General features: G+C 65.4%; 23 protein-coding genes. 9 read left to right on the forward strand and 14 right to left on the reverse strand.

From position 1 onward, the window contains the following. The first annotated feature begins 164 nt into the window (after positions 1-164). The 4 genes from F455_RS0105235 to F455_RS0105250 all read left to right on the forward strand — a co-directional run bounded on the left by F455_RS0105235 (position 165) and on the right by F455_RS0105250 (position 4,102). The gene (locus tag F455_RS0105235) at positions 165-1,559 is read left to right on the forward strand and encodes a sigma-54-dependent transcriptional regulator (RefSeq protein WP_018972225.1); all 1,395 of its coding nucleotides are present in this window, start codon (positions 165-167) and stop codon (positions 1,557-1,559) included. A 125-nt stretch (positions 1,560-1,684) separates the two neighbouring features. Then, on the forward strand, positions 1,685-2,464 hold the full coding sequence (locus F455_RS0105240) for a 3-hydroxybutyrate dehydrogenase (protein WP_018972226.1): 780 nt from the start codon (positions 1,685-1,687) through the stop codon (positions 2,462-2,464). After that, positions 2,461-3,774, forward strand: coding sequence for a patatin-like phospholipase family protein (locus tag F455_RS0105245; RefSeq protein ID WP_018972227.1), 1,314 nt, complete (start codon positions 2,461-2,463; stop codon positions 3,772-3,774). Before F455_RS0105240 ends, F455_RS0105245 begins: the two co-directional genes overlap by 4 nt. Positions 3,775-3,781: 7 nt before the next feature. Then, positions 3,782-4,102 (forward strand): tetratricopeptide repeat protein, encoded by a 321-nt coding sequence (locus F455_RS0105250; protein WP_018972228.1) that lies wholly within the window; start codon positions 3,782-3,784, stop codon positions 4,100-4,102. A 39-nt stretch (positions 4,103-4,141) separates the two neighbouring features. Here the strand turns inward: F455_RS0105250 and F455_RS0105255 are convergent, their stop codons facing one another. The 7 genes from F455_RS0105255 to F455_RS0105285 all read right to left on the reverse strand — a co-directional run bounded on the left by F455_RS0105255 (position 4,142) and on the right by F455_RS0105285 (position 10,534). Next, on the reverse strand, positions 4,142-5,083 hold the full coding sequence (locus tag F455_RS0105255; RefSeq protein WP_169337296.1) for an aspartyl protease family protein: 942 nt from the start codon (positions 5,081-5,083) through the stop codon (positions 4,142-4,144). Next, complete coding sequence (locus F455_RS0105260) at positions 5,061-5,540, reverse strand: GNAT family N-acetyltransferase (RefSeq protein WP_018972230.1); 480 nt, start codon at positions 5,538-5,540, stop codon at positions 5,061-5,063. Before F455_RS0105260 ends, F455_RS0105255 begins: the two co-directional genes overlap by 23 nt. Positions 5,541-5,580: 40 nt before the next feature. Continuing rightward, the gene (gene grxD / locus F455_RS0105265; RefSeq protein ID WP_018972231.1) at positions 5,581-6,510 is read right to left on the reverse strand and encodes a Grx4 family monothiol glutaredoxin; all 930 of its coding nucleotides are present in this window, start codon (positions 6,508-6,510) and stop codon (positions 5,581-5,583) included. A gap of 78 nt (positions 6,511-6,588) precedes the next feature. Then, positions 6,589-7,392 carry a UDP-2,3-diacylglucosamine diphosphatase gene (locus F455_RS0105270; RefSeq protein ID WP_018972232.1) on the reverse strand — a complete coding sequence of 268 codons (804 nt, stop codon included), beginning with the start codon at positions 7,390-7,392 and terminating at the stop codon, positions 6,589-6,591. Positions 7,393-7,463: 71 nt separating this feature from the next. Next, on the reverse strand, positions 7,464-8,048 hold the full coding sequence (locus tag F455_RS0105275) for an SGNH/GDSL hydrolase family protein (RefSeq protein WP_018972233.1): 585 nt from the start codon (positions 8,046-8,048) through the stop codon (positions 7,464-7,466). Between the two features lie 22 nt (positions 8,049-8,070). Next, a complete protein-coding gene (locus F455_RS0105280; RefSeq protein WP_026293096.1) occupies positions 8,071-9,333 on the reverse strand; it encodes an aminotransferase class I/II-fold pyridoxal phosphate-dependent enzyme in 1,263 nt (420 codons plus the stop codon). Between the two features lie 109 nt (positions 9,334-9,442). Further along, positions 9,443-10,534: a tetratricopeptide repeat protein gene (locus F455_RS0105285; RefSeq protein WP_018972235.1), complete on the reverse strand. Its 1,092-nt coding sequence runs from the start codon at positions 10,532-10,534 to the stop codon at positions 9,443-9,445. Between the two features lie 49 nt (positions 10,535-10,583). Between F455_RS0105285 and rsgA the strand changes: the two genes are divergently transcribed. Beyond that, the gene (gene rsgA / locus F455_RS0105290) at positions 10,584-11,672 is read left to right on the forward strand and encodes a ribosome small subunit-dependent GTPase A (protein ID WP_026293097.1); all 1,089 of its coding nucleotides are present in this window, start codon (positions 10,584-10,586) and stop codon (positions 11,670-11,672) included. A gap of 82 nt (positions 11,673-11,754) precedes the next feature. Here rsgA and F455_RS0105295 read toward each other — a convergent pair whose 3' ends face one another. Further along, positions 11,755-12,663, reverse strand: coding sequence for a LysR family transcriptional regulator (locus F455_RS0105295; protein WP_018972237.1), 909 nt, complete (start codon positions 12,661-12,663; stop codon positions 11,755-11,757). Positions 12,664-12,773: 110 nt separating this feature from the next. Between F455_RS0105295 and F455_RS0105300 the strand changes: the two genes are divergently transcribed. The 4 genes from F455_RS0105300 (at position 12,774) to F455_RS0105315 (ending at position 17,730) form a co-directional block, all read left to right on the forward strand. Beyond that, positions 12,774-13,964, forward strand: coding sequence for an MFS transporter (locus F455_RS0105300; protein WP_018972238.1), 1,191 nt, complete (start codon positions 12,774-12,776; stop codon positions 13,962-13,964). A gap of 21 nt (positions 13,965-13,985) precedes the next feature. Further along, positions 13,986-15,020, forward strand: coding sequence for an aldo/keto reductase (locus F455_RS0105305; protein WP_018972239.1), 1,035 nt, complete (start codon positions 13,986-13,988; stop codon positions 15,018-15,020). Positions 15,021-15,088: 68 nt separating this feature from the next. Further along, entirely contained in the window at positions 15,089-16,351 is a 1,263-nt protein-coding gene (locus F455_RS0105310) for a peptidase MATCAP family protein (protein ID WP_018972240.1), read from the forward strand. Positions 16,352-16,428: 77 nt separating this feature from the next. Further along, positions 16,429-17,730, forward strand: coding sequence for an amidohydrolase (locus tag F455_RS0105315; protein WP_018972241.1), 1,302 nt, complete (start codon positions 16,429-16,431; stop codon positions 17,728-17,730). 6 nt (positions 17,731-17,736) lie between these two features. Here the strand turns inward: F455_RS0105315 and F455_RS0105320 are convergent, their stop codons facing one another. The 6 genes from F455_RS0105320 to F455_RS0105345 all read right to left on the reverse strand — a co-directional run bounded on the left by F455_RS0105320 (position 17,737) and on the right by F455_RS0105345 (position 23,649). Then, positions 17,737-18,495, reverse strand: coding sequence for an isocitrate lyase/PEP mutase family protein (locus F455_RS0105320; protein ID WP_018972242.1), 759 nt, complete (start codon positions 18,493-18,495; stop codon positions 17,737-17,739). A gap of 101 nt (positions 18,496-18,596) precedes the next feature. After that, on the reverse strand, positions 18,597-19,997 hold the full coding sequence (locus F455_RS0105325) for an ATP-binding protein (RefSeq protein ID WP_018972243.1): 1,401 nt from the start codon (positions 19,995-19,997) through the stop codon (positions 18,597-18,599). Between the two features lie 235 nt (positions 19,998-20,232). Continuing rightward, positions 20,233-20,952, reverse strand: coding sequence for a response regulator transcription factor (locus F455_RS0105330; RefSeq protein ID WP_018972244.1), 720 nt, complete (start codon positions 20,950-20,952; stop codon positions 20,233-20,235). A gap of 81 nt (positions 20,953-21,033) precedes the next feature. Beyond that, a complete protein-coding gene (locus F455_RS19870; RefSeq protein ID WP_018972245.1) occupies positions 21,034-21,264 on the reverse strand; it encodes a PepSY domain-containing protein in 231 nt (76 codons plus the stop codon). Between the two features lie 137 nt (positions 21,265-21,401). After that, complete coding sequence (gene dusA, locus F455_RS0105340; protein ID WP_018972246.1) at positions 21,402-22,391, reverse strand: tRNA dihydrouridine(20/20a) synthase DusA; 990 nt, start codon at positions 22,389-22,391, stop codon at positions 21,402-21,404. Positions 22,392-22,461: 70 nt separating this feature from the next. Further along, the gene (locus F455_RS0105345; protein WP_018972247.1) at positions 22,462-23,649 is read right to left on the reverse strand and encodes a CaiB/BaiF CoA transferase family protein; all 1,188 of its coding nucleotides are present in this window, start codon (positions 23,647-23,649) and stop codon (positions 22,462-22,464) included. Between the last annotated feature and the right edge of the window lie 27 nt (positions 23,650-23,676).

Genomic DNA, 23,676 nt, shown 5'->3' on the forward strand with positions numbered 1-23,676 from the left:
ACGGCCGATGCGACGGGATCGACTTGGCCGCAATTATAGGTGGGCGTGGTTAAGCAAACTTGAAGACATCGTGCAGAACCTGCGCAATTTGGCCGGGTGATCCGCCGTTCCGTGCACGATCTTTGCGCTATCCTAGGCGTCGCATTTTCGCAACAGGCATTCGCATGGCTTCCGGCCGCATCCTCGTCGTCGACGACGAACCCGACATCCGCACGACGGTGAAGGAAATCCTCGAAGACGAGGGTTATCAGGTCGCAGTCGCCGCTGACGCCGCTGCCGCGCGCGAGGCGCGCACGCAGAGCCGGCCCGACGTGATCCTGCTCGACATCTGGATGCCGGAAACCGACGGCATCAGCCTGCTGCGCGAATGGTCGCAGGCCGGCGCGCTGACCACGCCGGTGATCATGATGAGCGGTCACGGCACGGTCGAGACCGCGGTCGAAGCGACGCGCCTGGGTGCCTACGATTTCGTCGAGAAACCCATCTCGTTGGCCAAGCTCTTGCTCACGATCGATCGTGCGCGCGAGGCGAGCCGGCTCAAGCGCGAAAACGAGGGCCTGCGCGAGCAACTCGCGCTGCCGCTGGAGCCGATCGGCGCGTCCAAGGCGATGGCCGCGTTGCGCGCGCAGCTCGACAAGCTGGCCCAGCACGATACCTCGATCCTGATTCAGGGCGAGGCCGGCACGGGCAAAGAATCGCTCGCGCGCTGGCTACATGCACGCTCGCTGCGCCAGGGCGGACCGTTCGTCGCAGTCGCGGCAGGCGGCGTCCCGCGCGAACATCTCGCCGCCGCGCTGTTCGGCAGCGAGGACGCGAACGGCGTGCAGCCGGGCCTGATCGAGCAGGCCAACGGCGGCACGCTGTTCCTCGACGAAGTCGCCGAGCTCGACGCCGAGCTGCAGCAGCGCCTGTCTTCGGTGCTCGAACGCCGCGCGCTCGTGCGCTCGGGCGGCGCGGGCAGCGTGCCGCTCGATCTGCGCGTGATCGCGGCGACCGCGCAGAATCTCGAAACGCTGGTGAAAGCCGGCGCGTTCCGCGAAGAACTCTACTACTTGATCAATATCGTTCCACTCAGCGTGCCGCCGCTGCGCCAGCGGCTGGAGGATGTGCCCGAGCTGCTGCGCACGTTCGCGGATTTCTTCGCCCACCGCGACAAGCTGCCGTACCGCGTGTTCCCGGTCGCGGTGCAGAACCGCCTGCGCAACCACGACTGGCCCGGCAACGTGCGCGAACTGCGCAACCTCGTCCAGCGCCTGCTGATCATGGGCAATGGCGACGAGGTGACGATCGAGGAAGTCGAAGCCGCGCTCGGCAAGGGCGTGGTCGCGCCGCCGCCGCGTCCCGTGGCGGCCGATTCGCCGGCCGCGGCGATCGATTTCAACCTGCCGCTGCGCGAGGCGCGCGAGCAGTTCGAGCGTGCCTACCTGCTGCGCCAGCTGCAGGACGCCGGCGGCAGCGTCGGCAAGCTCGCCAAGATGGTCGGCATGGAGCGCACGCACCTGTATCGCAAGCTGCGCGACCTCGGCGTCGATGTGAAGTCGTCCGGCAAGGAAGAGTGATTCGCGCACGGCGCCGATACGGCGCCCGTGCTTTAAGACAATTGCAATCCTGTCCGGGTTACCTTACTTCCTGAGCTGAGCGCGTTGATCGCGCCGAGAATTCCTCCCTCATCCAAGGAACAGTCATGAGCGTAAAAGGCAAAGTCGCCCTGATCACGGGCGCAGCAAGCGGCATCGGCAAGCGCATCGCCGAGGTGTACGCGGACAACGGTTGTCATATCGCGATCGCCGACATCAACCAGGCGGCGGCCGATGCCGCTGCCGCGGAAATCCGCGCGCGTGGCGTCAATGCGACGACGGTGATCATGGACGTGACCGACGAAGCCGCGGTCGACGCCGGCATCGACAAGTGTGTGAAGGACCTCGGCAGCATCGATATCCTCGTCTCCAATGCCGGCATCCAGATCGTCAATCCGGTCGAGAATTTCTCCTATGCCGACTGGAAGAAACTCATGGCGATCCATGTCGACGGCGCGTTCCTGACCACACGCGCGGCGCTCAAGCACATGTACGCCGGCAAAGGCGGCGCGATCATCTACATGGGTTCGGTGCATTCGAAGGAAGCGTCCAAGCTCAAGGCACCGTACGTCACCGCCAAGCACGGCCTGATCGGCCTGGCCAAGGTCGTGGCCAAGGAAGGCGCGGCACACAATGTGCGTGCGAATGTCATTTGCCCGGGCTTTGTGCGCACGCCGCTGGTCGAGAAGCAGATTCCCGAACAGGCCAAGGAACTCGGCATCTCCGAGGACGATGTGGTGAAGAAAGTCATGTTGAAAGACACCGTCGACGGCGAGTTCACCACGGTCGATGACGTCGCCAACGTCGCGCTGTTCCTCGGCGGCTTCGATACCAACGCGCTGACCGGGCAGTCGCTCGTCGTCAGCCACGGCTGGTTCATGCAATGACGACGCGCAAGCGCGGCGGCTCGGCGCGCGCGGCGAAGCCTAAGCCTGCCGTCGTGCGCGAAAAAGCATCGACGGCAAGGGCGGCGAAAGTCGGGGTGGCTGCGAAAGCGCCCTCGCCGCTCGAATCGGCGCGCAAGTACGCAACGATCGCTCTGATGCTGCAGGGCGGTGGCGCGCTCGGCTCGTATCAGTGCGGCGTCTACGAGGGCCTGCAACGGGCCGGCATCCTGCCGAATTGGTTCGCCGGTATCTCGATCGGCGCGATCAACGCGGCGTTGCTCGCCGGCAACGCGCCGGAGCATCGCCTCGATCGGCTGCGTGCGTTCTGGGAGCGCATTTCGATCCCCGCCATTCCGTTCGGCCACCAGCTCTTCGAGTGGCAGGAAGCATTGCGTCGGAAGCTGCCGCTGGAGAATTCCACGCTCGGGCTCGCCAACGCCCAGGGCGCGCTTGCCGCGATGCTGTTCGGCCAGTCCGGCTTCTTCGTGCCGCGCTTTCCGCCGCCGTACATCGGCGTCGGTCACGTCGAATCGTCGACCAGCTTCTACGACACGGCGCCGCTGAAATCCACGCTCGAGGAGTTCGTCGATTTCGACCGCATCAATGCCGGCGACGTGCGTTTCTCGGTCGGCGCGGTCAACGTGCGCAACGGCAACTTCATCTATTTCGACAACTTCGACAAACCCGGCGAGCCGAAGACGAAAATCCGCGCCGAGCATGTGATGGCCTCGGGCGCGCTGCCGCCGGCGTTCGCGCCGATCGAGATCGACGGTGAGCATTACTGGGACGGCGGCCTCGTATCGAACACGCCGCTCGACCACGTGCTCAGCCAGACGCCGCGCCGCGACAGCCTGGTCTTCCAGGTCGACCTCTGGCGCGCACAGGGTCTGCTGCCGCGCAATATCATGGAAGTGGCCGAACGGCAGAAGGACATCCAGTTTTCGAGCCGCACGCGTTACGGCACCGACGTCGTCAAGCGCCGCCAGAATCTGCGCACCACGCTCTACGCGCTGCTCAAGGAAATCCCGCCCGATCACGTCAGCGCGGAGATGCGCGCCGAGCTCGAACCGTGGCTGTCCGACCGCGTCTACAACATCATCCACCTGATTTACAAAACCAAGCCGTTCGAGGAGCAGTACAAGGACTACGCGTTCGCGCCGAGCACGATGGCCGAGCACTGGCGTGCCGGCCTTGCCGACATGCGCAACACGCTGACACACCCTCAGTTCTTCGTGCCGCCCTCGCGCCGCGACGGCGTGGTCACCCACGACGTGCATCGACACGGGCGCGGCGAGAAAAACGCGAAATAGCCGCGCCATGCAGCCCGACGCGATAGAAAGGCTGCGTGCGCTGTGCGGCGGCGTACGCGACGGCGCGCTGTTGCGCATGTCGATCGCGAGTGCGCTGCTGGCGAACAACGACGCGCCCGCTGCGATCACCGAATTGCGCGAAGCACTGCGCTTTGATCCCGGGTATTCCGCCGCATGGAAACTGCTCGGCAAGACGTTGGCTGACTCGGGCGACACCGCCGCCGCGGCCAATGCCTACCGATCCGGCATCGACGCCGCCATCGAACGCGGCGACAAGCAGGCGGAAAAGGAAATGACGGTGTTCCTGCGTCGGCTTACGAAAGCCTGATCGTCTTTGGCTTGATTTCCGCCGCCGAAAGAGCGCGCGTCAAGGGATCAGCGCGATGTCCCGGTGCGCCATGTCGAGCAGGAGTCGGTGCTGGCGCAGCAGATCCCAGCCGATATGCAGATACGGTTCCTGTTCTTTACGGATGACGCGCATGCCGCCCTCGCCAAGGCTCGCGCGCACCTTTTCCGCGACTACGCTGCCGATGCGGACTTGCTGAAATTCCAGGATTTGCAGGGTCATTTCCCGGTTGGACAACGAGCTATGAGCGGTTTGATTGACGATGCGCGGATCGCCCGGACGGATGCCGAGCATATCGAGCAGGTTCTGATTCGGCGTGGCCAGTGACCAGCCGGTGTCGATGGCCGACTTGACGCGAACGCCGTCGACGGTCGCGTCGACTTCGATGAGCGCGTCGTTATGGATGCTGGCCGCAAGGCGTGAGCCGTCGGGCAGGGCGCCGCCGAATACTTCGTCGAGCCGCGTACCGCGCGGATACAGGCGCAATACGCCTTTACTTCCGTCCAGGTCGATCGTATAGCGGCCGAGGAATTCCATGCCGAGCACGCACGGCATCGGATCACCTTCGTCGAACCAGCTTTGGTCACGCAGCATGAAGCGCACGCCCGTCTGCTTGCTGCCGCCTATCGCGACGTAGTCGATTTCAACCTCGGGCATTTTTACCGCCCGATCCGCAGTTGCGGTGCGCACCGTGCCGATGTATTTGGCGCCGGCAGCGTACTTGGTGGAAAGCACACCTGCGCTGCTGGCTCCCGTATCTACGATGCATTGCACGCCGCGATGTTTGCCGATATCGACCGCGATCCACGGCTGGTTCGAGATTTTCAGCAATTCCGTTTGCGCGAGTGGTTGTGCGCAGTGACCGGTTGGCGAGAACGTGAGCAGCAGCAGACAGGACAACACCGCGCCAGCGCGCGGCAAGCACGCGGCGAGGTTGGAATCAGCGAGCGGCAATGGGATCAAGCACAAGTCCGAGATAGCGTGTGCCCTGGATCGGATTGCGCCGATACGCGGTGATGTCGGTAAAGCCGAAGCTTTCATACAAACGCTGGGCGGAAACCATACTCGGCAGCGTGTCGAGGACCATGCGCCGGTAGCCGATCGCTTGCGCTGTCGCGATCACACGCTCGACGAGGCGCCGCCCGAGCCCGGCCGCGCGGAATTGATCGCGAACGTAGAGGCGCTTCATTTCGCAATCGCGATCGTCGACCGGTCGCAGCGCGATACAGCCGGCGACGGCATCGCCGTCACGTGCGAGTAACAGAGTGCCGCGCGGCGGCGCGTATTCGCCCGGCAGATTCGCCAGCTCCTGGGCGAAGCCCTGGAAGCAAAGGTCGACGCCGAGCGCGCGTTCGTACTCGCGCAGCAACTCCCGCGCGATCGCAATGTCTTCGGCTCGCGTCGCTTCGCGAATCTCCATCGTCACGCCCCGGTTTTCGTCGTGCGGAGCACGAGCGCGATCAATACTCGGCGATCGTCGGGTCGATTTCGCGCGCCCAGGCATTGATGCCGCCGGTGACGTTGTAAACCTTGGTGTAGCCGTGCGCGCGGAACTGCTCGGCCGCCTGCTGGCTGCGGCCGCCACTGCGGCAGAGGAACGCGATGGGCGCGTCCTTCGGCAGGTCGGCGAGCGCGGCGATGCCGGCGTCGAGCGTACGGAACGGCGTCTTGAGCGCGGCGATCGCGCGTTCTTCTGGCGGGCGCACGTCGACAATCGTGATCGCCTCGTTCGCTTCGAGGCGCTGTGCGAGTTCACGCACGGACAGCTGCTTGACCGTCGAAGGCGCATTCGGATTGTCGATGGAAAGACCCGCTCCCTGCATCGTCTCGACCCAGTCGATGCGGATACCGCGCGCGCGTTGCGCACTGCCCAAGTCGAACAGCACATCGATGCCGTTCGATTCGGAACGGAGCGCGTCATCCGATGGTTCGGCGAGGTGGAATTGCGGCTGGAAACGCGCATCGATGGAAAGGTGCAGGGCGAGGCCAGGTTCGGCGTCGGCGAGCGCGCTGCGGATCGCCTGCGCAGCCTGGTCGGTGATCGTGATCGCAGGCGGCGTGCGATCGGGCAACGGCAGGCCGAACAAAGCCTGCAGCTCGCCCGAGTTGTACATCGACTGCACGATGTCGGCGCCGCCGACCAGTTCGCCCTTGACGTAAAGCTGTGGAATCGTCGGCCAGTTGCCGTAGGCCTTGATGCCTTCGCGCATCTCCGCATCTTCGAGCACGTTGATCGTCGCGTACTGCGGCAACAATTCGTTGAGCACGCCCGAGGCTGCTGCGGAGAAACCGCATTGCGGCGCCTGCGGCGAACCCTTCATGAACAGGACGACGGGGTTGTCGCGCAGCAGGGTTTCGATACGGGTGCGCGTGGCGGGGGAGAGCGACATGGCGGGGTCCACAAGAGTCGGGCGGGAGATTATCCCCGATCTTGGGCCGCCTGCCGCGATTCTCAACCGCGAAGCGCGTCAGGCCGCGGCCGGCAGCGGCTCGACTGCGATGCGCACCGCCGGCGAATTCGCTACGGACAGCTCGCGCTCGGTCCAGTGCAGCACTTCCATCGCGCCGTCGTGGTGCTCGACGAGCGCGGTGCAGTGTTCGACCCAGTCGCCGTCGTTGAGATAGAGCGCGCCTTCCTCGTCGCGAATGCGACCGCGGTGGATGTGACCGCAGATGTGGCCGTCGTAGCCGTTCGCGCGTGCGCGCCCGGCGACGCGCGTTTCGAAATCTTCGATGAAACGCCGCGCCGTGCCGATGCGCAGCTTGATGCCGAGCGAGATCGTGCGGTAGTCGAGGCCGATCCGTCGACGCAGCGCGTTGCCGACCCGATTGAGGCCGCCGACGAAACGTTGCATCACGTCGCCCACGCGCACGAGCCAGGCCGGTGCGGTGTGTTCGCCGTCGAATTCGTCGCCATGGCTGACCTTGTAGCGGCGCCCGTCCGCGCCGACATGCACCGCGTCGAGCGCGATATCGATGCCGCCGAAGCGCTGGCCGACGAAGCGACGCAGCGGCGCGTCGTGGTTGCCGGGGATGAAGGTCACGCGTGTGCCGCGCGCGGCGATGGCAAAGAGCTCCATCAGCACGGCGGTGTGGCTCGCGTGCCAAAATGGCTTGAGCAGCATGTTCTCGAGATCGACGATGTCGCCGACGAGATAGAGCCGTTCGCTCGTCGTCGCGCGCAGGAAATCGAGCAGGTAATCGGCCTGGCAGTCACGCAGGCCCAAATGCACATCGGAGATGAAGATGCTGCGGTAGCGACGCGTTTGCATAACTGTCTCCCGGGGTCGACCCGGGAATGCAGCATAGGCAAAAAGTATAAAAAGTTTGTTTCCCGGGAAAGTCAGGGCGATGACAGCGAGCGCCCTGCCACAGGTAGGAGCGCCTCGCTCCAGCGGCGATATGCGGCGCCGCTCGGGTGCAGGCCGTCGTCGACGACCAGCGCCGGCTCCGCGCGTGAGAACGCGGTCAAATCGACGTAATGCACCTGTGCAGAATGGGAAATTTCCGCGTTAGCGGCATTGTATAAGTCGATGTCGCGCGCGATCTGCGCCGTGTCGCGCCCACTTTCCCGGCCAAAGCGGGTGACGCCCCAGTCGGGAATCGAGACAACGATCACGCGCCGCGGCTCACCGCCGGCGAGTTCGATCGCGCGCTCGAGCAGGGCGCGGAATTCGTCGCGATAGTTCGCGATGTCCCGGCCGCGGTATTGATTGTTGACGCCGATCAGCAGTGTGACCAGGTCGTAAGGCGGACGGAATGCGTATTGCGCCATCGCTGCGGCGAGTTCGTCCGTGGTCCAGCCGGTACGCGCAATGATTTCCGGCGCATCGATGCCGAGCGCTTGCGCGAGCTGCACCGGCCAGCGCTCGGCTTCGGCGACGCCTTCCCCGATCGTGTACGAATCGCCGAGGGCGAGAAAACGCATTCGACTGCCGCCGCGCCAGCGGTCAGGCGACTTGGCGCTGCGGCTGCGCTGCGGCGAGGCGTTCGAGCACGCGCTCGATGCGCGTGAACACCTCGCGCATGTCCGGGGCCAGCGGCAGCAATGTGATGCGGAAGTGGTTGCGTGGTACGCAGTTGAAGCCGCGGCCCGGCACGATCAGCACGTTCTCGCTTTCGAGCAGGTCGAGCGCGAACGCTTCGTCGTCGAAGCCCGGCAGGCGGTCGGCGCGCACGCTCGGGAACGCGTACATCGCACCCTTCGGCGCGACGAGGTCGAGGTAACGGCTCGCCGCGCAGGACTCGATCACGGCCTGGCGCGTCTCGTACAAGCGGCCGCCCGGCGCAACCAGCTCGGCGATCGTCTGCGGTCCTTCGAGCGACGGCGCAATCGCATACTGACCGGCGACGTTCGCGCACAGGCGCAAGCTCGCGAGCAGGTCGAGCGCGGCCTCGAGCGGCTCGATCGCCGCTTTCGCGCCGGTCATCGACAGCCAACCGACGCGGTAGCCGCAGGCGCGCTGCACCTTGGAAAGACCGTCGAAGGTCAGGCACGGCACGTCGCCGGCGATCTTCGCTAGCGCGGTGAACTCGGCCTTGTCATAGACGATCTCGTCGTAGATTTCGTCCGACATCAGCACGAGTCCATGCTTGTCGGCGATGCGCACGATTGCTTCGAGCAATTCGCGTGGATAGATCGCGCCGGTCGGATTGTTCGGATTGACCAGCACGATCGCACGCGTGCGCGGCGTGACCAGCGCTTCGATCTCGGCCGCATCGGGCGTGTGTTCGCGCTCGGCCGGGCAGGTGTAGTAGACCGGCTTGCCGCCATTCAGCGTGACCGCGGCGCTCCACAGCGGGTAATCCGGGCTCGGCAGCAGCACTTCGTCGCCGTCGCTGAGCAGCGAGCGCAGGGCGAGGTCGATCAGCTCGCTGACGCCGTTGCCGATGAAGATGCGGTCGACATGCGCCTCGGCGATGCCGTGCGCATGCTGCTGGGCGACGATCGCTTCGCGCGCCTCGACCAGGCCTTTCTGGTGGCAGTAGGCCTCGCTCGAGACGAGATTGCGCTCGATCGCCTGACGCACGTGGTCGGGCACGGTGAAACCGAATACCGACGGGTTGCCGATGTTGAGCTTGGCGATCTTGCGGCCGGCAGCTTCGAGTTCGAGCGCGCGGCGGGCGAGCGCGCCGCGGATTTCGTAACGCACGTTTTCCAGCCGCGCGCCGGTGCGCACGGGACCTGGGACTCGACTCGATTTGCCTTGCATAACCATGGGAACCACGATCCGATTGGGATTTTCACGACAATTGAACAAATCATCCTAGCGGAACGAGGCTTGAATTCAAGCATTTTGCGGGCAAGTGCGACGTTTTTCGTCAGGCCGGCCGCGTCGCCATGGCGGTGGCGGCGGCGATGTTCTGGCGGACGCGCGCTACCTCCTGCGGTGGGAGCAGCGGATCGGAAAGCATTTCCTCGCAGGTCCGGATGCAGGCGGCGTAGTCGTGCAAGGCGTACAGCGACGCGGCAAGTTCGTAGCGCGCCAGCCAGCCGTAGGCGTGCCGGTTGATGCGCAGGCTGTCGGTAGTAGGCGGCGTCGAGCAGGCGATCCGCGCATAGTCTCGAGCCTCCTCGTGCCGGCCATGGGCACGCAAATATCGAGCGAGAAAGCATGCCGACTCGGCACGCGAAGGACGAAACCGCCAAGCGTCGAGGTAGGCAGCGACGACGTCGTTGAACGGATAGCCGAGCTGCTGCTTGAGCTGGGCGATCATGAATTTCGAAAAGTATACTTCCTCGGCCCAGCCGCCGATCTCGACGCGGCGCTGGTAGACTTCGATCGCCTCGGTCATTTCTCCGGCATCGAACAGACTTTGCGCGAGATAGAAGACGTAACGTGCATTATCCGGTTCATCGGCGAGTGCGCGCCGCAGCACGTCGGCATCGCGGCGATATTTCTCCACCAAGTCGCCTTGGCTGCGCGCGCCGCCGCCAACGCGGCGGATGCGTGCACCGCCGAGTTTCTTCACGCCGGCGAGTTGCGAACAGGTCAAATGTTCGTGAACCACTCCCTTCCATGTCCAGTCGACATCGAGTCGGACGAGCGCATCGCGCCAATAGTTCGTCACCTTGTCGACGATCTCCAATGCATAGCCGGGGCCATCGAGGTTACGGAAAACGCGGCCAGGTTCGACCTCGAGCAGGTCGTCGGCGTCAATGATCAGAGCATAGTCGCCGTGCCGGCGCGCGAGTTCGAGCGCCTCGTTGCGATTGGTCGCGAAATCGACCCAGGGCCGCTCGATCAACTCGCCGGGCAGGTGCGAAAGCAGTTGGCGAATCCGGTCCTGCGTGCCGTCCGTCGAGCCCGTGTCGGCGATCGCCCAGCAGTCGATGTAAGGCAATACGGAGCGCAGACAGCGTTCGATGACCGCAGTCTCGTCTTTCACGATCATGTTCAGGCAAACGCGCATGCGCGATTCGTTCTCGTCAGCTACCCGACTGCGCCGTAGAATGCCCAGCATGCCATTGCCGCACGAATCGTCTCAAGCTTTGTATACCGTCGGGTGGCGCGATGACTTGCCTTTGCCCGCGGACGCCGCGCCGGCATCGCGCCTCGCCCGCGTGATCATCCAGCACCGCAACGGCTACGTGCTCAGCGATGGCGAAAACGAGTTCGCGGCGCAACCGGCGCCGCGATTCCTGCGCCGCCGTGCCGCGCCCGATGCGCGTCCGGCGGTCGGCGATTTCGTCCTCGTCGACGCGGCGACGCCAGCGGTCATCCAGGAAGTGCTGCCACGACACACGGTGCTCGCGCGTGCCGCGGCGGGCGAGCGCTACGCGCGCCAGATCATCGCCACGAACATCGACACCGCCTTCGTGCTCATGGGTCTCGATGGCGACTTCAATCCACGCCGCATCGAACGCTACCTGCTACTGATCGCCGGCAGCGGGGTCAGGCCGGTGATCGTATTGACCAAGGCCGATCTGATCGCCGATGCCGCGCGGCACAGCGAAATCGCCGCGTTGCGCGCGCAGCTGCCGCCGGACATCGAATTGCACGCGCTCAACGCCAAGGATGTGGCGGCGGTCGCGCCGTTGCTGCGCCACCTGCAGCGCGGCGACAGCGCCGTGCTGCTCGGCTCGAGCGGTGCCGGGAAATCGACGCTGACGAACACCTTGCTCGGGCGTGAGCGTCAGGCCACCAGCACGGTGCGCGAACACGACAGCCGTGGCCGGCACACGACCACGCATAGGGCCCTGATCGCGCTACCGAGCGGCGGCTGCCTGATCGACACGCCCGGCATGCGCGAATTGAAGCTCACCGGCGACGAAGACCTTGCCGCGGCCAGCTTCGACGACATCGAAGCGCTCGCGCTCGAATGCCGCTTCGGCGACTGCGCGCACGGCGCCGAACCGGGCTGCGCGGTGCGCGCAGCGCTGGCATCGGGTGCGCTCGATCCGGCGCGCTGGGAAAGCTACAAGAAGCTTCGCGACGAGCTCGGCGTCGCGAACGAGTCGCTCGCTACTCAACTCGAACGCAAGGCCGATTCGAAGGTGCAAACTCGCGCCCTCAGCAAGCGTCTGGTCGACAAGTACGGCAGGCGCTGATGACTTTGCCCGTGTCCACCACATAGCGGGTACGGAGCGCGATACCGCGTTTGCCACGGTTTGTTGCGAGCGATTGAAGCAGTCAATCTAGCCGCAAATCCTCCGCCAACCAGTCGAGAAATACACGCACGCGCGCGGGCAGATGGCCGCCGCGGCCGAGGTAGACGGCATGCAGCGGCTCGATGTCGCCGGGATTGGCCGCTTCGAGCACGGCGACGAGACTGCCGGCGTCGAGGTCGCTCTGCACGTGGAAACTCGACAGCCGCGCCAGTCCCGCGCCGGCGAGCACGAGCGCGCGCAGTGCTTCGCCGTTGCTGACACGCGCGCGGCCGTTGATCGGCAGGTGCGTGACATCACCGCGGCGTTCGCGCAGCGGCCAGCTTTCGGTGCTGTGCGGGTAGTTGAAGCCAAGGCGAACGTGGTCGCCGAGATCTTTGATCGTCGCCGGCGTGCCGTGTTTGCGCAGATAGGCGGGCGTAGCGACGATGACTTTGTGGCTGTCGCCGAGATGACGCGCAACGAGGCGCGACGATGGCAGCGCGCCGTGGCGGATGGCGACGTCGGCGCGTTCGTCGACGAGATCGACGACGCGGTCGGTGAGTTCGACGTCGACGCTCACCTCGGCGTAGCGCGCGAGGAACTTCGGCAGCAACGGCATCAGTAACCTCTGGCCGAACGGCACACTGCAGTTCACGCGCACGCGGCCGCGCGGCGCGGCGCCGGCGGCGACCGAGCGCTCGGCTTCGTCGAGATCGGCGAGCACGCGCTGACTGCGCTCGTAGAACGTGGCGCCTTCGGCGGTGAGTTCGAGGCGGCGTGTCGAGCGCTGCAACAGACGCACGCCGAGCCGGGCTTCGAGGCGGGCGACGAGTTTGGAGATCGCCGACGGCGTCATGCGCAATTCGCGCGCCGCCGCGGAAAAACTGCGGCGCGAAACGGCGCGTACGAACGCTTCCATCTCGCCGGCGCGGTTCACTTCGAGCCGTGGCATGGGAATTCAACTCACAAACGGTTTTCCATCCGGCATTCTAGTCACAGATGGATCGCGCCACCAGAATCCCGGCATCGACGCGTTGCGCGTCCCGCGTTTCGGAGATTCCCATGCCTCTAGCCCTTTACGCCCTGACTGCCGGCTCGTTCGGCATCGGCTGTGCAGAGTTCGTCATCATGGGCTTGCTGTTGCAGGTCGCCGGCGACCTGCACGTGTCGATTGCCGCCGCCGGTATGCTCGTTTCGATCTACGCGTTCGGCGTGTTCGTCGGCGCGCCCGTGCTGACCGTCGCCACGCGGCGCATGCCGCGCAAAGCGGTGCTGATCGCGCTGATGGCGATCTACACGATCGGCAACTTGCTCTGTGCGGTCGCGCCGAACTACGAAATTCTGATGGTCGCGCGCGTGATCACCTCGCTGACCCACGGCACGTTTTTCGGCGTCGGCGCGGTCGTCGCGACCGGCCTCGTCGCCGAGGATCGCAAAGCCTCGGCGATTTCGGTGATGTTTGCCGGTCTCACCCTCGCGACCCTGCTCGGCATGCCGGCCGGTGCCTGGCTCGGCCTGCATTTCGGCTGGCGCGCGACGTTCTGGGCGATGTCGGCGATCGGTCTCGTCGCAATGGCGGTGATCGCCACGCTCGTGCCGCGCAGCCGCGACGCGCACGTGCCGGCGACGCTGAGCGAAGAACTGCGCGGCATCGCGCGGCCGCAAGTCTGGCTCGGTCTGGCGATGACGATGCTCGGTTTCGCCGGGCTGTTCGTCGTGATCGCCTACATCCAGCCGCTGCTCGTACGTCTTGGCGGGTTTTCCGAGAGCGCAGTGTCCCCGATCCTGCTGCTCTTCGGCGGCGGCATGATCGTCGGCAATATCGTCGGCGGCCGCCTGGCCGACCGTTGGCCGACGCCGGCGCTCGTCGGCACCCTGCTCGCGCTCGCCACTGTGCTTGGCGCGATGAGCTTCGCACTGCATAGCACAGTTGCGATGCCGGTCTTTGTCGGCCTGCTCGGCGTCGCTGCGTTCGCGACGGTGTCGCCACTGCAGCTGCGCGTGTTGCGCAAGGCCGAGGGCGCGGGGCAGAACCTTGCCTCGAGCTTCAACATCGCCTTCTTCAATCTCGGCAATGCGTTCGGCGCTTGGCTGGGCGGCGTCGCGATCGATCACGGCCCTGGTCTCGCCGCGCTGCCGTGGATCGCCGCGGTCGTGACTCTGTTCGGTCTCGGCATAGCCCTCGTCGCGCTGCGGCTGGATGCGCGCTCCGCAACGCCGGCAACGACGGTTGTCGCGACCGCCTGTCACTGACATTCATTCAAGGAGACTGAGATGGAATATCGCAATCTGGGCGCGTCGGGCCTCAAGGTGCCGACGCTGAGTTTCGGCACGGGTACATTCGGCGGCACGGGTCCGCTGTTCGGTGCCTGGGGCAACACCGATGTGGCGGAGGCGCGGCGTCTGATCGACGTATGCCTCGACGCCGGCGTCAATCTGTTCGACACCGCCGACGTGTACTCGAATGGCGCCTCGGAAGAAGTGCTGGGCGAGGCGTTGCGCGGTCGTCGCGACAAGGCGTTGATCTCGACCAAGACGGGGTTGCCGATGGGCGACGGACCAAACGACGCCGGCGTCTCGCGCGAACGCCTGATCCGCGTGGTCGACGCGGCGCTGCGCCGGCTCAAGACCGACTATATCGACATCTTGCAGTTGCATGCGTTCGACGCGAGCACGCCGATCGAGGAAACGCTGTCGACGCTCGACAACCTCGTGCGCGCGGGCAAGCTGCGCTATGTCGGTTGTTCGAACTTCGCCGGTTGGGAAGTCATGCGCTCGCTCGCGGTGGCGGAAAAATATGGCTATTCGCGCTATGTCGCGCATCAGGTCTATTACTCACTGATCGGACGCGACTACGAATGGGAATTGATGCCGCTGGCCAAACACCAGAACGTCGGCGCGCTGGTTTGGAGTCCGCTCGGCTGGGGGCGGCTAACCGGCAAGATTCGTCGCGGCCGGCCGCTGCCGTCGACAAGCCGACTGCACGCGACGGCGGACTTCGGGCCGCCGGTCGAGGACGAGCGTCTCTATCGCATCGTCGACGCGCTCGACCTGATCGCGCAGGAAACCGGCAAGTCGGTCGCGCAGGTGGCAATCAACTGGTTGTTGCAGCGGCCGACCGTATCCAGCGTGATTCTCGGTGCGCGCAACGAGGAACAACTGCGCGACAACCTCGGTGCCGTCGGTTGGGCGTTGAGCGCGGAGCAGGTCGCCCGGCTCGATGCGGCGAGCACGGTCGAGGCACCCTATCCGTATTTTCCGTACCGCCGCCAAGCCGGATTCGCGCGACTCAATCCACCGCTCGTTTGAGAGTGGGCGTATCGGCTTGAAAATCCGCGTCGATGCGGTAGTGTTGCCCTCTCTAGGGTAGGAGAGGCATGGGCGACGAAACTGCCGCGCTGAATGCGTTCGCTGAACTCGACCGCCGCCTCGTTGCGGCGGTCAAGGGCATCAAATTGCTCGGTGCGGTGAGCTGGCCGGCCGCGGTACAGATCCAATTTCTCGACGGTTGGAGCCGCGGCGACGCAAAGCTGCCGCTCGTCACATACACCAAGCATGACTATTCGGCCGTGCGCGAGGAGTTGCAGAATATTTTTCTCGCGGCCGGCGAGGAGCACCCCGTCGGCGGCTATCTGCGCCGTGTCGCGCAATCCTGGATCTACGCCACCGAACTGCTCGATGCCGCCGGCACGATGGCGATCACCGAGCACTCCGTGCGCCTGTTTGGCCGGCCCGGTGACCGCCTGCCGGGCGGCGCGGTCAGCAATCTCGATGCCGCACGACATTTCATCGAACTGGCCGACGAACTCGGCGGCGAACTCGACGAGGAAGACAACGCCGCGAGCATTCCAGCCGAGGAGCTGTGCGGCGAACTGCAGCGCGAGATCAGCGCGTTCTTCACGCGCGACAAGATCAGTGTCGAACTCGATCCCGACCTGATCGCAAAGGCCGCTGCGGGCCCGACGCGCATCCGCCTGCGCGCGGGCGCGAACTTTTCCAGCTACGATCATCACCAGTTGCTCGAGCACGAAGCGTTCGTACATACGCTGACCGCGCTCAACGGCCGCGGCCAGCCGCACCTGAAATCGCTCGCGCTCAATTCGCCGCGCATCACCGCGACGCAGGAGGGCCTGGCCACGTTCGCCGAACTGATGTCGGGCGCGATCGACATCGGTCGCATGAAACGTATCTCGCTGCGTATCCTCGCGATCGACCTCGCCTTGAATGGCGCTGACTTCATCGCAGTGTTCAAATTTTTCCTCGCTGCCGGGCAGAACGAAACGGACAGCTTCACCTCGGCGATGCGCGTGTTCCGCGGCGCGCCGACCTCCGGCGGTGCGGCGTTCACGAAAGACACGGTTTATCTGCACGGACTGCTCTCCGTGCACACCTTCTTCCGCTGGGCGCTCAAGAACGGCAAGCTCAAGCTCTGCCGCAGCCTGTTCGCCGGCAAGATGACTTTGCACGACGTGCTCGCGCTCGAACCGTTCTTCGATTCCGGCTTCATCGCCGCGCCCGTGTATATTCCGCCGTGGGTGCAGAATGCGCACGGCCTTGCCGGTTCGCTCGCGTTTTCGCTGTTCGCCAACCGTATTCGGCTCGACCGCGTCGAGGCCGAGGATTTGGTGCTCGGGGTTTGAATGGGTCCGCGTTCGTTCCGGCATTGTCGGCGACAGGCGCGGGCCATGTTTCCTTGTAGTCGTATTCGGGAGTAGTCATGCGCCGCATCCTTTCCGCGTTTATCCTGTCGAGCCTGTGCGCCGCGGTCGGGGCCGCAGAGTCTTCCAATGAGCTTGCCCAGAACGTGCTGCCCGAAGTGACGAAATGGCGGCGCGACTTCCACCAGCATCCGGAACTGTCCAACCGCGAGACGCGCACCTCGAAGATCGTCGCCGACGAACTGAAGAAGCTCGGCTATAACGTGCGCAGCGGCATTGCCCACACCGGCGTTACCGGCGTGCTCAAGGGCGGCAAACCGGGACGCAAACTCGCGATCCGCGCCGACATGGATGCGCTGCCGGTGACCGAGCAGGTCGACCTGCCGTTCGCTTCGAAGGCGACCGGCGAATATCTCGGCAAAAGCGTCGGCGTCATGCACGCCTGCGGCCACGATGCACATACGGCGATGCTGCTCGGTATCGCCGAAGCGTTCGCGAAGATGAAGAACGACCTGCCCGGCGAAGTGATGCTCGTGTTCCAGCCGGCCGAGGAAGGTGTGCCGCCCGGCGAGACCGGCGGCGCTCCGGGCATGGTGCGCGATGGCGTGTTCAAGGACTTCAAACCCGACGCGGTGTTCGGCATGCACGTGGTCAGCGCCTACAACGTCGGCGTGGTTGCGCTGCGCCCGGCCGGCGCGATGGCGAGTTCCGACACGTTCCGCATGACCGTGCACGGCAAACAATCGCACGGCGCGGTGCCGTGGAAGGGCATCGACCCGATCGTCACCGCCGCGGAAATCGTTACCTCGGCGCAGACCATCGTCAGCCGCCAGCTCGACATCAACAAGGCGCCGGCGGTGGTCACCTTCGGCACGTTCAACGGCGGCTCGCGCTTCAACATCGTGCCCGACAGCGCCGATCTCGCCGGCACGATCCGCACCTTCGACGAAGGCATGCGCAAGCAGGTCATCGCGAGCCTGACCAATATCGCCGAGCACGTCGCCGCGGCGAACGGGGCGACGGTGGACGTGAAGATGCCGCAGTCCGATGAGGAACGTAATCCGGTCAACTACAACGACCCTGCGCTGACTGCGCGCGTGCGGGCGAGCCTGGAAAAGGCGCTCGGCAAGGAGCACGTCATCGAAGCCGAGCGCTGGACAGCGTCCGAGGACTTCCCCCACCTGGCGATCGGTGCCAAGGCGCCATCGGTCTATTTCTTCGTCGGCACCACGCCGGCAGGGCAGGACGCCGCCGCCGCACCGGCCAACCATTCGCCGAAATTCTTTGTCGACGAGGGTGCGCTGCCGGTCGGCATGTCGGCGATGCTGCAGGCGAGTCTCGATTTTCTCGCCGGAACTTGAGCGCGGTCAGCCGCGCGGCGGCAAGGTTCCGCTGTCGAGCAGCTGACGCGCAGCGAGATCGAAGCCGCGCCAAGCGGCGGCGGCGAGTGCGCCGCCTGTGCTGACGCGGCGCACGCCGAGCGCGGCGAGGTCGGCGACACGCATCTGCGGGTTCATGAGCAGCACGTTGACCGGCTTCGGCGCGACCGCGCGCACGATCGCCGCAATCGCATCGGCATCAGTGACGCCGGGCGCGTAGAGCACGTCGGCGCCTGCTTCGGCGTAGGCGACGAGGCGCGCGATCGTCGCGTCGAGGTCGGGCTGGCCGAGCAGGAAGCCTTCCGAGCGCGCGACCAGCATGACGTCCTTGTCGATCGCACCGCGTGCCGCACGGATGCGCGCGGCAGCGAGCGGCAATGCATGCAGGCCGGTGCCGTCGCGGTCCTCGATCGACAGGCCGGCGACGCCGGTGGCGACGGCGAGCTTCGCGTTGGCGGCGACTTCGTCGGGCGCGGCGGCGAAACCATCCTCGAAGTCGGCGTTGACCGGCAGGTCGGTCGCCGCGCACAGCGCGCGCAGATGATCGAGCACGACGTCGCGCGGCAATTCGTTGTCCGCGCGGCCAAGTGACCAGGCGATGCCGGCGCTGGTCGAGGCAAGCGCCTTGAAGCCGAGCTTTTCGAGGCGGCGTGCGCCGCCGGCATCCCATGGATTCGGCAGGACGAAACAACCCGAAGCGTGCAAGGTGCGAAAGGCAGCGCGTTTTTCGGCAGCGGTTTTTGTCATGGCGTACTCCGCAGGATCGTGTATTTGAGTATGCGCGTCAGTTGCGCGCGCGCTCAGAGCCAATCTGCGCCGTGCTGCCGGCGCCACCGTTGCGGCAGATGTCAGCCCGGCGCGAAGCGCACGGTGAACGCGGCGCCGCCTAAGTTTTCCGAACGCGAGACGGTCAGGTTGCCGTGGTAGGCGCGCAGCAGGTCCTGCACGATCGCCAGGCCGATGCCGTGGCCCTGCACGCGCTCGTCGCCACGCACGCCGCGCTGGAGCAGATGTTCGACCTTGTCCTCGGGAATGCCCGGACCGTCGTCCTCGACCATGAAGACGAGGCCGTTGCGCCGCGCCCCGGGCGCGCCCGGGATCACGCGCGCGGTCAGCAGCACGTGATGGCTGGCCCACTTGAACGCGTTCTCGAGCAGGTTGCCAAGCAGTTCGAGCAGGTCGCCTTCCTCGCCGTAGAATTGCGCGCGTGGGTCGATGTCGAATTCGCAAAGTATATTTTTTGCCGAATATACCTTTTCCAATCCGCTGACGATCTCTTCGGCGTGCGGCTCGATCAGGACAGGTGCAGCGAAAGTCGAATGTCCACTCGTTGCCGCGCGCGAGAGCTGGTAGGCCACGATCTGGTCCATGCGCCCGATCTGTTCGAGCACGGTCCAGCGGAATTCCTTGCCTTCCCCGCCGGTTTCGAGCTGGCTGCGGATCACCGCGAGCGGGGTCTTCAGGCTGTGGGCGAGGTCGGACAGCGTGTTGCGGTAGCGCTTCAGGCTGTTGCGCTCGCTGTCGATGAAGTCGTTGATGCTGCCGGACAGGCGGCGCAGTTCCAGCGGGTAGTCGGTGGAGAGCCGTTCCTGATCGCCGCGCTCGACGCGGCCGAGTTCGACCGCGATGCGCCGCGCCGGCTGCAGGATCCAGCGCAGCACGCCGAGCAGGAGCAGGAGCAGGCCGATGACGAGGCCGCCGAAGGTGAACACGAGGCTGCGCCGGAACACGTTGCGCTGGGCCTCGAAGTTGGCCGCGCTCTCGGCGACGTGGATCGTCAGCAGGACCGGACCGCGCTCCTTTTCCCACGAAAATCCATAACTGTAGATGTATACCTTCCCGCTGGCGCCGCCGACCGGCGCGTCGGTGAATCTCTCCGCGCCCGGCTTGAGCGTCTCATCGAATTGCGGAATGTCGGTGATCGCATAGGCCGATTGCGAGCGCCAGCTCGAAAAGCGCGCGCCGTCGACCTCGATCGGGCCGACGACGCTGGCGTAGAGACCACTTTCGGGACTGTCGAGGCGCGAATCGGGCGACACCTCCGGCGGCGTCCAGCGCCCGGAACGGCTGACCTCGGAGGTGGCGAGATAGCCGTAGGCATAGCTCTGCAGGCGATCGTGCAGTGATTTGAGCAGAGTCCGGTAGATCGCCTGGTCCAGCGCGACACCGGCCAAACCGAGAAATGCCACCAACACGACGCCGGCGGCGAGCAACGAGCGCGCTTGCAGGGAGAGCGGTCGGCGCGCCATGCGAGAGCCAGTATTGTTGGAAGCTGTCTTCAAATCGTCGCGAGCGAAGGTAGTTTGGCCGCGCGCTGAGCGCAGGAACCGGAGTGTACAGTCGAGTACATGAGATTACTCGCCGCATCCGCGGCTCGCCCTTTGGGCCATCGTTTCGCGAATGTTCGCTCCGGCTTCCTGCCTTCGCAGTCCGAGCACCGCACGCGGCCAAAATACCGAGCGCAGTAGATTTTAAGGCAGCTTCCTACTTTGCTGCGGCTTGGTCTGCTGCAACCTCGTGCTGACCTTCGCTGCGCGGGATCGCGAAACGATAGCCGCGCCCGCGCACCGTCTCGATCGGCTTGAGCGAGTTGTCCGGATCGAGCTTGCGACGCAGGCGGCCAATGAAGACTTCGAGCACGTTGGAATCGCGGTCGAAATCCTGCTGGTAGATGTGCTCGGTCAAGTCGGCCTTGGAAACGAGTTCGCCGGCGTGCAACATCAGGTATTCGAGCACCTTGTATTCGTAGCTGGTCAGATCGGCCGGTGCGCCGGCCACATGCACGGTCTGCGCGGTGGTGTCGAGCACGATCGGGCCGCATTCGAGGGTGGGCTTGGTCCAGCCGCTCGCGCGGCGCACGAGCGCGTTGATGCGCGCGAGCAGTTCCTCGACGTGGAAGGGCTTGACCAGGTAATCGTCGGCGCCGTGCTTCAAGCCCTGCACCTTGTCCTGCCAGCTCGAACGCGCGGTCAGGATCAGGATCGGGTATTTCTGCCCGGCATCGCGCAGGTCCTTGACCAGGTCCATGCCGGATTTCTTCGGCAGGCCGAGGTCGATGATCGCGACATCGAACGGCACCTCGCGGCCGAGGAAGGTGCCTTCCTCGCCGTCGGCGGCGGTATCCACGGCGAAACCGTCGCGCTTCAGGCGCGCGGCGAGGGTTTCACGCAGCGGGGCTTCGTCTTCGACCAACAGTACACGCATGGCTTGACTCCGTAGCTTGTGCGATCGTCCATAATCGCGAAATCAAAAGGCAGCCGTCCTTGAGCCGCACTTTTCAATTTTTCAATCGGCCGGCACTTCCACGATCTTCACCTGGCCGTCGCGAGTGAGCACCTTAATCCGGTAGATCGTCTTGTGGCCCTGCGTCTTCGATTCGGCCGACAGCACCTTGCCGCTGGTCTCGCGCTGCACTTTGGCGATCGCTTCCTGCATGCTCAGCGGCGCGGCAAAGCCATCATGCGACGAGAGCGCATAAGCAGCAAGCAGGACGATAGTGGCAAGGCGGGTTTTCATCTCGGGCGCGGACGACGCTGACAGACCGGCGATTCGGGGGCCGGGACAGTCACTATGGGAGATTCGATTGAATTGGGCCTGAATTGACCGACGCTGCGTGCGGAACCGTTGCGCACTGTCTCGGAAGCGAACAGCCGTCATGCCGCCCGGGCGTGCTCGCCGATGCCGGCCATGGCCAGTTCGACGAGGCGAAAATCGGCACCGGGTCGGTGCATGCGCTCGCTCAAGGTGCGGCGAAACGCGCGTGCACCTGGCAGGCCGAGATACAGGCCGAGGATATGCCGCGCGATGTGGTTCAGCGCGCCACCGCGGGCGAGCCGGGCCTCGACATACGGCTGCAGGCGCCGCAGCACCTCGTCGCGGTCGGGAAGCGGCGTGCCGAACAACGCCTGCTCGCAGCGCGCGAGTACGAACGGATCGTGGTAGGCCGCGCGGCCGAGCATCACGCCGTCGACAGTCGTGCAATGCGCCTGCGCCGCAGCCGCATCGACGATGCCGCCGTTGATGATGATCGCAAGCCGTGGGAATTCCTGCTTGAGCCGATACACGCGCTCATAGTTGAGCGGCGGAATCTCGCGGTTCTCCTTCGGCGAGAGGCCGTGCAACCAGGCCTTGCGCGCGTGCACGACCAGCGTTTCGAGTCCGGCGCCGACCAGAATCTCGGCGAAGCGGTGCAAGTCCTCGTAGTCGTCTTGTTCGTCGACGCCGATGCGGCATTTCACCGTCACTGGAATTGACACGGCGGCGCGCATTGCCGCGACGCAGTCGGCGACCAGCGCCGGCTCGCGCATCAGGCAGGCGCCGAAGCGCCCCGATTGCACGCGGTCGGACGGACAGCCGACGTTGAGGTTGATTTCATCGTAACCCCAGTCCGCACCGATGCGCGCGCACTGCGCCAGCTCGCCCGGCTCATGTCCGCCGAGCTGCAACGCGAGCGGATGCTCGGCTGTGTCGAAATCGAGATGGCGCGCGCGATCGCCATGCAGGATCGCGCCCGTGGTCACCATCTCGGTGTACAGGCGTGCATGCGGCGCGAGCAGACGATGGAAGTACCGGCAATGGCGGTCGGTCCAATCCATCATCGGCGCGACGCAGAGCGTCCAGGGATTGGCGATCGGCGGGGTCACGCGAGGCAACGAAGCGAATTCGGGACGCGAATGGTAGCGGATTCGCCGCTTGCGCGCCGCGCTCGCCGGATCAGGCGGTCTTCTTCTCCGCCCCGTCCAATGCACCGAGCACGGCCTGCGAGTCCTGATCGAAGCGCGGCGCCGCGAACGGCACCGGCCCTGGGGTGCGGCCGAATTTGATCGGATAGGCGACACCGTGGTAGCGGCCGACGACGGGATGCTCGATCGTCGCGACCATGTTCTCGGAGAGCACCTGCGGGTGTTCGAACATGTCCTCGATGCGCCGCGCGGCGGCGCAGGGTACTTCGTCGCCGAACAGCGCTTCCCATTCGAGCGCACTGTGTGCAGCGAGCGCAGCGTGCAGCTCGGGGATGATCTCGGCGGCGTGTTCGGCGCGCTTGCGCACGCTGTCGTAGCGGGGATCAGCGGCGAGCCGTTGCAGGCCGGTTTTCTCGCACAGTGCCTTCCAGAAGCGCGGTGTGTTCGCCGAGACGTAGAGATGGCCCTCGCGTGTCGGATGGATGCCGGTGACGCCGCCCGAGCGCATGTCACGGCCGATGTCGAGCGATTCGCCGTCGGCCCAGATCATGCGCGCGGACTGCATGGTCAGCGCGCTGCGCAGCAATGACACGCCGACGAACTGGCCGCGACCCGAGTGCTCGCGCTCGTACAGCGCGGAAGCGACGCCCGCGCTGAGCAGCGCCGCGGCGTAGTAGTCGACGACCGAGCCGTAGATGATCTCGGGCGGTCCGCCGCGCTTGCCCTGTAGCGCGCACATGCCGGTCATCGTTTGCAGCACCTGGTCGTAGCCGGCCTTGTCCTTCATCGGCCCGGTTTCGCCGTAACCGGAGATCGCGCAATAGATCAGGCGCGGATTGATCAGGTTCAACTGTTCGTGGTCGATGCCGAGGCGCTTGGGCACACTCGGACGGAAGCTGTGCACGAGCACGTCGGCCTCGCGCACGAGGCGTAGCAGTGCGGCGTGGCCTGTGGGCGATTTGAGGTCGAGTGCGATGCCGAGCTTGGAGCGGTTCACGCCCATGAAGGCGCGACTTTCCGCGGCGAGGGTCGACGGGTAGTTGCGCAGGTTGTCGCCGTCGGGCGGTTCGATCTTGATGACCTCGGCGCCCTGGTCGGCGAGCAGCGTGCAGCCGTAGGGGCCCGCGATGTAGCTCGATAGATCGAGCACGCGCACGCCCGAGAGCGGCCCCGGCGCACCGTTGCGTTCGGCCAGATTGAAGGCAGATGTTGCGGCCATGAAAAATCCTCTCCCCTACGCTGCCAG

Origin of the sequence: Rudaea cellulosilytica DSM 22992, assembly GCF_000378125.1 — a bacterium.
GTDB classification, from domain to species: domain Bacteria; phylum Pseudomonadota; class Gammaproteobacteria; order Xanthomonadales; family Rhodanobacteraceae; genus Rudaea; species Rudaea cellulosilytica.

Coding starts and splice junctions, on each gene's coding strand:
- F455_RS0105280 (WP_026293096.1), bottom strand. CDS start 9,333: ATGCAAGGCAAATCGAGTCGAGTCCCAGGTCCCGTGCGCACCGGCGCG.
- F455_RS0105305 (WP_018972239.1), top strand. CDS start 13,986: ATGGAATATCGCAATCTGGGCGCGTCGGGCCTCAAGGTGCCGACGCTG.
- F455_RS0105275 (WP_018972233.1), bottom strand. CDS start 8,048: ATGCGTTTTCTCGCCCTCGGCGATTCGTACACGATCGGGGAAGGCGTC.
- rsgA (WP_026293097.1), top strand. CDS start 10,584: ATGCCATTGCCGCACGAATCGTCTCAAGCTTTGTATACCGTCGGGTGG.
- F455_RS0105325 (WP_018972243.1), bottom strand. CDS start 19,997: ATGGCGCGCCGACCGCTCTCCCTGCAAGCGCGCTCGTTGCTCGCCGCC.
- F455_RS0105240 (WP_018972226.1), top strand. CDS start 1,685: ATGAGCGTAAAAGGCAAAGTCGCCCTGATCACGGGCGCAGCAAGCGGC.
- F455_RS0105320 (WP_018972242.1), bottom strand. CDS start 18,495: ATGACAAAAACCGCTGCCGAAAAACGCGCTGCCTTTCGCACCTTGCAC.
- F455_RS0105270 (WP_018972232.1), bottom strand. CDS start 7,392: ATGCAAACGCGTCGCTACCGCAGCATCTTCATCTCCGATGTGCATTTG.
- grxD (WP_018972231.1), bottom strand. CDS start 6,510: ATGTCGCTCTCCCCCGCCACGCGCACCCGTATCGAAACCCTGCTGCGC.
- F455_RS0105315 (WP_018972241.1), top strand. CDS start 16,429: ATGCGCCGCATCCTTTCCGCGTTTATCCTGTCGAGCCTGTGCGCCGCG.
- F455_RS0105250 (WP_018972228.1), top strand. CDS start 3,782: ATGCAGCCCGACGCGATAGAAAGGCTGCGTGCGCTGTGCGGCGGCGTA.
- F455_RS0105235 (WP_018972225.1), top strand. CDS start 165: ATGGCTTCCGGCCGCATCCTCGTCGTCGACGACGAACCCGACATCCGC.
- F455_RS0105300 (WP_018972238.1), top strand. CDS start 12,774: ATGCCTCTAGCCCTTTACGCCCTGACTGCCGGCTCGTTCGGCATCGGC.
- F455_RS0105285 (WP_018972235.1), bottom strand. CDS start 10,534: ATGCGCGTTTGCCTGAACATGATCGTGAAAGACGAGACTGCGGTCATC.
- F455_RS0105295 (WP_018972237.1), bottom strand. CDS start 12,663: ATGCCACGGCTCGAAGTGAACCGCGCCGGCGAGATGGAAGCGTTCGTA.
- F455_RS0105245 (WP_018972227.1), top strand. CDS start 2,461: ATGACGACGCGCAAGCGCGGCGGCTCGGCGCGCGCGGCGAAGCCTAAG.
- F455_RS0105260 (WP_018972230.1), bottom strand. CDS start 5,540: ATGGAGATTCGCGAAGCGACGCGAGCCGAAGACATTGCGATCGCGCGG.
- F455_RS0105345 (WP_018972247.1), bottom strand. CDS start 23,649: ATGGCCGCAACATCTGCCTTCAATCTGGCCGAACGCAACGGTGCGCCG.
- F455_RS0105310 (WP_018972240.1), top strand. CDS start 15,089: ATGGGCGACGAAACTGCCGCGCTGAATGCGTTCGCTGAACTCGACCGC.
- F455_RS0105330 (WP_018972244.1), bottom strand. CDS start 20,952: ATGCGTGTACTGTTGGTCGAAGACGAAGCCCCGCTGCGTGAAACCCTC.
- F455_RS19870 (WP_018972245.1), bottom strand. CDS start 21,264: ATGAAAACCCGCCTTGCCACTATCGTCCTGCTTGCTGCTTATGCGCTC.